The sequence below is a fragment of the Stenotrophomonas sp. STEN018 genome, from assembly GCF_056760235.1.
Map to the genome: position 1 here is coordinate 1 of NZ_JBRREK010000101.1, position 7,718 is coordinate 7,718.

The window sequence follows — 7,718 nt, forward strand, 5'->3', positions numbered from 1 at the left end:
CCCCCCCCCCCCCCCCCCCCCCCCCCCCCCGCCCCCCCCCCCCCCCCCCCCCCCCCCCCCCGCGCCGGGCGCGCCCGCGGGGGGGCCCCGCCCCCCCCCCCCCCCCCCCCCCCCCCCCCCCCCCCCCCACTACGGAGCGGTCGGTTTGACTCGGGGTCTGATTCGCACTAATGTATTAGCACGCTATTACATTGATACATCATGAAGCCACGTCCCGACACCGAACGAGAAAAGCCCACCGACGCCCCGTTGAAGGCGCTGGCGCGTGCTTTGGCCGCGCTGGACAAGCCACAAGACGTGCAGGCCTTCCTGCGCGATCTGTGCACGCCGGCCGAGCTGGAGGCCATGGCCGATCGCTGGCGGGTGGTCCCTTTGTTGCGCAAGGGTGTGCCCTATCGTGAGATCTATGACCTGACCGGGGTAAGCGTTACCACCATCGGCCGGGTCGCGCGTTCGCTCGAGCATGGTGCCGGCGGGTACACCGTCGCCATCGACCGTCTCGCCACGCGCAAAACCGAATCCAACTGAGATAACCCCATGAGTGCTTCAACCTCTGCCCCGGCACGCGACCGGCTGCGCATCGCCATTCAGAAAAGCGGCCGTCTGGCCGATCCTGCGCGCAGCCTGCTGGCGGCTTGCGGGCTGAGCTGGCGGCAGAGCCGCGACAAGCTGTTCTGCTTCGGTGAATCGTTGCCAGTGGACCTGCTGCTGGTGCGTGATGACGATATTCCGGGTTTGATCGCTGACGGCGTCTGCGATCTGGGCGTGGTTGGCTTGAACGAATTGGACGAGCAGGCCAAGGCCCGCCGCCAGATCGGTCTGGCCGATGCCTACCAGCCGCTGCGCGGACTTGGCTTTGGTTCCTGCCGTTTGATGATTGCAGTGCCGGAAGACTGGGATTGGCAGGGTGTGCAGATGCTGCAGGGCAAGCGCATCGCCACCAGCTACCCGGCCATCCTTGCTGCATGGCTGCAGGAGCAGGGCATCGACGCGCAGGTGGTTGAGCTGTCCGGTTCGGTGGAAATCGCACCGAAGCTGGGCACGGCGGAAGTCATCTGCGATCTGGTTTCCAGTGGTGCCACGCTGGCCGCCAACCAACTCAAGCCGGTGGAAGTACTGCTTGAAAGTGAAGCCGTGCTCGCAGGACCGGTACACGAGCTTGATGACGCCCGCGCGGGCCTGATGGCGATGCTGCTGCGACGTCTCGACGGCCTGAGCAAGGTGCAGGACCAGAAGCTGCTGATGTTCTCGGCCGCCGAGGATCGCGTTGAAGAACTGGCCCGCCTGTTGCCTGATGCCGAGCCGCTGCTGCGCCTGCCAGGGCAGGGCGACTCGGTACGGTTGCAGACCATGTGCAGTGGCGCTTTGAGCTGGCAGCGGCTGGAAGAACTGGAACGTGCTGGCGCGCAAGGCTTGATGGTGCTGGCGGTGGAGAAGTCGCTGGTATGAACATCCTTGATTGGAATGCGCTCGACGCCAATGCACAGGCCCGCGCTCTGACCCGTCCTGTACAAACCGTAGCCGCGCAGACCCGCGAATCGGTTGCCGGCTTGATCGAGCAGGTGCGCAGCCGCGGCGACCAGGCGTTGCGTGAAATCACCGAGCGCTTCGACGGCATCGCGCCGGAGCGCTTCGAAGTCAGCGAAGCCGAGTTCGCTGCTGCCGAGCTGGCGGTATCGGCTCAGCTGCGCATCGCCATGCAGCAAGCCGCAGAGCGCATCGATACCTTTCACCGCGCCGGCATGGCCCAGCCCTACAGTGTGGAAACCGCGCCCGGCGTGGTCTGTGAAAAGGTAATCCGTCCGATCTCTCGCGTGGGCCTGTACGTGCCTGCAGGCAGCGCCCCGTTGCCGTCCACCGCACTGATGCTGGGCGTGCCGGCCAAGCTGGCTGGTTGCCGCGAAGTAGTACTGTGCACGCCGCCGCGCAAGGACGGTACCGCTGACCCTGTAGTCTTGGTTGCCGCGCGCCTGACCGGCGTGCACCGCGTGTTCAAGATTGGCGGCGCGCAGGCAATTGCCGCCATGGCCTATGGCACCGAATCGGTTCCGTCTTGCGACAAACTGTTCGGGCCGGGCAACAGCTTTGTCACCGAAGCCAAGCAGCAGGTCGCTCAAGCCGGTGCCGCCGCCATCGACATGCCGGCCGGTCCTTCGGAAGTGCTGGTGATCGCCGATGCTGGCGCCAACCCTGCGTTCGTCGCTGCTGATCTGCTGTCGCAGGCCGAGCACGGTCCGGATTCGCAGGTACTGCTGCTCAGCGATGACGCGGCGATGATTGCCGCCGTGCAGGACCAGGTGGAAGCACAACTTGCGCAGCTCAGCCGCGCGGCGATTGCGCGCCAGGCGCTGGGTGCATCGCTGCTGGTCAAGGTTGATTCGATTGCGCAGGCATTTGAAATCTCCAATCGTTACGCCCCGGAGCACCTGATTCTGGCCTTGCGCGAGCCGCGTCAATGGCTGGACAAGGTGGAAGCGGCAGGCTCGGTATTCCTTGGCGATTACACCCCGGAAGCGCTGGGTGACTACTGCTCCGGCACCAATCACGTGTTGCCCACCGCCGGTGCCGCGCGCGCCTACAGCGGTGTCAGCGTCGCCAGCTACCAGAATCAGATCAGCGTGCAGGCCGCCAGCCGCGAAGGGATCGCAGGCATAGGCCCGTGCGCGCTGACCTTGGCGCGTGCCGAAGGCTTGGGTGCACACGCCAATGCGGTGGCGCTGCGGCTTGGAGTCGCACCGTGAGCGTGCTCGATCTGGTTCGTGAGGACCTGCGCGACTTCGGCGGTTATTCCTCCGCGCGCAGCGCCAAGCTGCAGGGTGAAATCTGGCTCAATGCCAATGAGTCGGCATGGGCAAATCCCGGCGACGCAGGTGCCAGTTGCCGCCGCTATCCCGACCCGCAACCGCAGGCACTGCGCGAGCGCCTGGCCGGCCTGTATGGCTGCCAGCCGGAGCAGTTGCTGATAGGCCGCGGCAGCGATGAAGCCATCGATCTACTGGTGCGCGCCCTGTGCGCTCCCGGCAGCGATGCCGTGCTGTACACGCCGCCGGTGTTCGGCATGTATGCGGTCAGTGCGCGGCTGCAGAATGCACCCGCACTGGAAGTGCCGCTGCTGGATACCGAGGCGGGTCTGGTGCCTGACATCGACGCCGTCATCGCCACTGCAAAGCAGGGCAATGCCAAGCTGGTGTTCCTGTGCTCGCCGTCAAATCCCGGTGGCCTGAGCATTCCACTGCAGCAGGTGCAGGCCGTGGCCGAAGCGCTGCGCGGCCAGGCGCTGGTGGTGGTTGACGAAGCCTATGGCGAGTTTGCCGATGAGCCGTCCGCCACCACCTTGATGGATCGCTTTGACAATATTGCGGTACTGCGTACCTTGTCCAAGGCGCACGCATTGGCTGCGGCGCGCATCGGCAGTGTCATTGCCGATGCAGCACTGATCGCCGTGCTGCGGCGCTGCCAGGCCCCGTATCCGATTCCCACCCCATGCTCTGCCTTGGCGCTTGCTGGCCTCGACGACGCTGTGCTGTCGCAGACCCGCGCTCGCATCGCCACCGTGCGCAGCGAGCGCAGCCGGCTGCGCATCGCCTTGGCGCTGCAACCTTGTGTACACCATGTTTACGGCTCGGATGCGAACTTCCTGCTGGTGCGCTTCAATGATGCCGAGGCGGCTTTTCAGGCATTGTTGAATGCTGGTGTGGTGGTGCGTGATCAACGCGCTGCGCCGCAGCTGCAGGATGCGCTGCGCATCACCCTGGGCACCCCCGAACAGAACGATCGCGTCCTCGACGCCCTTGCCACGCTGGAGCTCACCGCATGACCCCCATTCTGTTTGTCGATCGCGATGGCACCTTGATCGAGGAGCCGGCCGACTTCCAGATCGACGCTTACGAGAAGATCCGCTTCGTCAAGAACGTGATCCCGGCGATGCTGAAGTTGCGTGATGCCGGTTATCAGTTCGTCATCGTTTCCAACCAGGACGGCCTCGGCACCGAAGGCTATCCGCAGGCCAGCTTCGACGGCCCGAACGATCTGATGCTGCAGATCTTCGCCAGCCAGGGCATCACGTTCCGCGACGTGCTGGTCGACCCCAGCTGGCCGCAGGACAACAGCCCAAACCGCAAGCCGGGTATCGGCATGATGGTTCCGTATCTGCAGGACCGCAGCATCGACTGGGCGCGCTCGGGCATGGTCGGTGATCGTCCCACCGACATCCAGTTCGCAGACAACATGAAGATCCGTGGCTTCCAACTGCGCACCGAGCAGTTTGGCGGTGAATGGGATTGGGATGCCATCGCTCATGAGCTGGCCGACGCGCCGCGCCGCGCCACCGTGCAGCGTGATACCAAGGAAACCCAGATCCGCGTCTTCGTGGACCTGGACAAGGTCGCCAGCTCGAAGATCGATACCGGCCTGCCATTCTTTGACCACATGCTGGATCAGATCGGTCGCCACGGTGGTTTTGCGCTGGAAGTGGAAGCCAAGGGCGACCTGCATATCGACGAACACCACACCATCGAAGACACCGGTCTCGCACTGGGCCAGGCCTTGCGTGAAGCATTGGGCGACAAGCGCGGTATCGGTCGCTATGGCTTCACCTTGCCGATGGACGAGACCCTGGCTAGCGCTGCGTTGGATTTCAGCGGTCGTCCGTACTTCGTGTTCGAAGGCGAGTTCAAGCGCGAGCGCGTTGGCGACATGCCGACTGAGCTGGTGCCGCACTTCTTTCGCTCGCTGTGCGATGCCAGCGGCTTGAACCTCAACCTCAAGGTTGAGGGCGAGAACGATCACCACAAGGTTGAGGCCTGCTTCAAGGCCTTGGCCCGCGCCTTGCGCCAGGCCATCCGCAAGGAGGGCACCGAGTTGCCGTCGACCAAGGGGGCCTTGTGAGCAAGGTTGGTCTGGTTGATGCCGGCGGCGCCAACCTGGGCTCGGTGCGCTATGCACTGGAGCGATTGCAGGTTGAGGTGCAGATGGTGCGCGAGCAAGCGGATCTCGCCGGCCTTGAGCGGGTAATCCTGCCTGGCGTGGGTGCGGCGGCCGAAGGCATGCGGCGCTTGCACGCGCAGGGGCTGGTGCAGCCGCTGCGCGAGCTGCAGGTGCCGCTGATGGGTATCTGTCTTGGCATGCAGCTGCTGTTTGAACGTTCGGAAGAGGGTGATGTGGAATGCCTCGGCCTGCTGCCGGGCATCGTCCGTCGGCTGCATCCGGGCGTTGGTGTGCGCGTCCCGCATATGGGCTGGAACAAGTTGCTGGCCTTGCGCGAATCGCCTTTGCTGGATGGTGTTCCGGTTGGCTCCAGCGCTTACTTCGTGCACAGCTACGCCGCGCCGGTTACCTCGGATACGGTCGCTGCCTGTCATCACGGCGGCCTGTTTACCGCGGTGGTACAGCGCGAGCGCCTATGCGGCGCGCAGTTCCATCCCGAGCGTTCGGCTGGGCCGGGCGCTCGCATCCTGCAGAACTTTCTAGAGATTGCCGTATGAGCTTCACTGTTTACCCCGCACTGGATATCCGTGATGGGCGCGTAGTGCGCCTGCTGCAGGGCGACTACGCCAAGCAGACCACCTATGGTGACGACGCCTTGCCGCGCGCGCAGGCGTTCGCCGCGACCGGCGCAAGCTGGATGCATCTGGTCGATCTGGATGCGGCCAAGGCCGGCGGCTATACCTTGGCGCCCTTGCTGCAGCAGATTGCAGCGACCACCAAGCTGAAGGTGCAGACCGGCGGCGGCGTGCGCGGCCGTGATGATGTGGCGCGCATTCTTGATGCCGGCGCCAGTCGCGTGGTGGTCGGCTCGCTGGCGGTGCGTCAGCCCGAACAGGTATTGGCCTGGCTGGCTGAGTTCGGTGCCGAGCAGCTGACCATTGCACTGGACACTCGTCAGGGCGAGGACGGTGTATGGCGCTTGCCGGTACACGGTTGGACCGAAACCGCAGATGTAACCTTGGATGAGCTCGCCCAGCGTTACGCGCAGGCGGGCATGAAGCATCTGTTGTGCACCGATATCTCCCGCGACGGCATGCTGTCCGGCCCGAATATCGAACTCTATGCACATCTGGCGCAGTTGCTGCCCGGCGTGGCGGTGCAGGCTTCCGGTGGTGTCCGTGATGCGGCTGATATCCGCGCGGCCAAGGCTGCTGGCTGCGGCGGCGCGGTGCTCGGCAAGGCTTTGCTGGAAGGTCATCTGCAACTGGATGAGGCCCTGTCATGTTGAGTCGGCGCATCATTCCCTGCCTGGACGTGCGCGAAGGCCGCGTGGTCAAGGGAGTCAAGTTCCGCGACCATATCGACATGGGCGACATCACCGAGTTGGCGCTGCGTTACCGCGACCAGGGCGCTGATGAGCTGGTGTTCTACGACATCTCCGCCAGCCCGGAAGGGCGCTCGGTCGATCGCGCCTGGATCGAGCGGGTGGCGCGGTTGATCGACATCCCGTTCTGCGTGGCCGGCGGTATCCGCGATGTTGAAACCGCGCGTGCGGTGCTCCATTCCGGTGCTGACAAGATTTCCATCAACACCCCGGCGCTGGAGCGCCCGCAGCTGATTGCAGAATTGGCCGAAGCCTTCGGCCAACAGTGCGTTGTGGTCGGCATCGACTCCATCCGCGAAGCCGACGGCCAGTGGCGGGTGCGCTCCTACACCGGCGACCCGAGCAAGACCCGCGCCGAAGCCAAGCTGACCCTGGACTGGGTGCGTGAAGTACAAGCCCACGGCGCAGGTGAAATAGTGCTGAACTGCATGGACAGCGACGGCGTGCGCAAGGGGTACGATATTGCACAGTTGCGCCAAGCCCGGGCGCTGTGCACGGTTCCGTTGATCGCCTCTGGCGGCGCGGGCACGCCGCAGCATTTCGCCGATGTATTCGAACAGGCTGACGTTGACGGGGCTTTGGCCGCCAGTGTGTTCCACTCCGGCGCCATCGCAATTCCGGAACTGAAGCAGTTCCTGCGCGAACAACAAATCGAGGTTAGGGATGTCTACTGAATTCAAGCCGGTTGATCCGGCTGCACTGGACTGGGACAAGGTCAACGGCATGATCCCGGTCATCATCCAGGACGAGGCCACATTGCGCGTGCTGATGCTGGGCTATATGGACCGTGACGCACTGGAGACCACCCGCAGCAGCGGCAAGGTCACCTTCTTCAGCCGCAGCAAGAAGCGTCTGTGGACCAAGGGCGAGAGCTCCGGTAACCATCTGGATCTGGTCGACATCCGCAGCGATTGCGACAACGACACCTTGCTGGTCAGCGTGCGCCCGCATGGGCCCACCTGCCACACCGGCAGCACCAGTTGCTTCAGCGCCGCACCGGGTAATTTCCTCGGTGCGTTGAATGCCTTGATCAAGCAGCGCGAGCATGACCGTCCGCTCAACAGCTATGCCACCAAGCTGTTCGAGAAGGGCGCACGCCATATCGCGCAGAAGGTCGGCGAAGAAGGCGTGGAAACCGCACTGGCCGGCGTCGTGCAACGAGACGACGAACTGCTGGGCGAATCGGCCGACCTGCTGTTCCACCTGATCGTGCTGCTGCGCGCCCGCGGCTTGTCGCTCGACGACGCCATCGCCGTGCTCGAAGACCGCCACGCCAAGGCCGCAGAAAAGGCAGCCAGCTGAAACTGTAGTGGGGGGGGGGGGGGGGGGGGGCGGGGGCGGGGGGGGGGGCCCCGCCCGCGGCGGGGGGGGGCCCCGCGGAGGGGCCTGCGGCGAAGCGCACCGGAGA

9 protein-coding genes are annotated in these 7,718 nt (G+C 64.8%); all 9 read left to right on the forward strand.

All coding sequences use genetic code 11. The features are described 5' to 3' along the window. Positions 1-201: 201 nt before the first annotated feature. The 9 genes from ACVOMB_RS20380 to hisIE are packed head-to-tail and all read left to right on the forward strand — an operon-like array spanning position 202 to position 7,612. Positions 202-528: a YerC/YecD family TrpR-related protein gene (locus ACVOMB_RS20380; RefSeq protein WP_481532851.1), complete on the forward strand. Its 327-nt coding sequence runs from the start codon at positions 202-204 to the stop codon at positions 526-528. Positions 529-537: 9 nt separating this feature from the next. After that, positions 538-1,449, forward strand: coding sequence for an ATP phosphoribosyltransferase (gene hisG / locus ACVOMB_RS20385; protein WP_481532852.1), 912 nt, complete (start codon positions 538-540; stop codon positions 1,447-1,449). After that, a complete protein-coding gene (gene hisD, locus ACVOMB_RS20390; RefSeq protein WP_481532853.1) occupies positions 1,446-2,741 on the forward strand; it encodes a histidinol dehydrogenase in 1,296 nt (431 codons plus the stop codon). The genes hisG and hisD overlap by 4 nt, the downstream gene beginning before the upstream one ends. Next, positions 2,738-3,817, forward strand: a complete 1,080-nt coding sequence (gene hisC / locus ACVOMB_RS20395) for a histidinol-phosphate transaminase (RefSeq protein ID WP_481532854.1) — start codon at positions 2,738-2,740, stop codon at positions 3,815-3,817. Before hisD ends, hisC begins: the two co-directional genes overlap by 4 nt. Next, positions 3,814-4,887 (forward strand): bifunctional histidinol-phosphatase/imidazoleglycerol-phosphate dehydratase HisB, encoded by a 1,074-nt coding sequence (gene hisB, locus ACVOMB_RS20400; RefSeq protein WP_481532855.1) that lies wholly within the window; start codon positions 3,814-3,816, stop codon positions 4,885-4,887. The genes hisC and hisB overlap by 4 nt, the downstream gene beginning before the upstream one ends. After that, positions 4,884-5,483: an imidazole glycerol phosphate synthase subunit HisH gene (hisH, locus tag ACVOMB_RS20405; RefSeq protein WP_481532856.1), complete on the forward strand. Its 600-nt coding sequence runs from the start codon at positions 4,884-4,886 to the stop codon at positions 5,481-5,483. The genes hisB and hisH overlap by 4 nt, the downstream gene beginning before the upstream one ends. Beyond that, complete coding sequence (hisA, locus tag ACVOMB_RS20410) at positions 5,480-6,214, forward strand: 1-(5-phosphoribosyl)-5-[(5-phosphoribosylamino)methylideneamino]imidazole-4-carboxamide isomerase (RefSeq protein WP_481532857.1); 735 nt, start codon at positions 5,480-5,482, stop codon at positions 6,212-6,214. The genes hisH and hisA overlap by 4 nt, the downstream gene beginning before the upstream one ends. Next, on the forward strand, positions 6,208-6,984 hold the full coding sequence (gene hisF, locus ACVOMB_RS20415; RefSeq protein WP_481532858.1) for an imidazole glycerol phosphate synthase subunit HisF: 777 nt from the start codon (positions 6,208-6,210) through the stop codon (positions 6,982-6,984). Before hisA ends, hisF begins: the two co-directional genes overlap by 7 nt. Further along, a complete protein-coding gene (gene hisIE, locus ACVOMB_RS20420; RefSeq protein WP_481532859.1) occupies positions 6,974-7,612 on the forward strand; it encodes a bifunctional phosphoribosyl-AMP cyclohydrolase/phosphoribosyl-ATP diphosphatase HisIE in 639 nt (212 codons plus the stop codon). The genes hisF and hisIE overlap by 11 nt, the downstream gene beginning before the upstream one ends. The last annotated feature ends 106 nt before the right edge of the window (positions 7,613-7,718 follow it).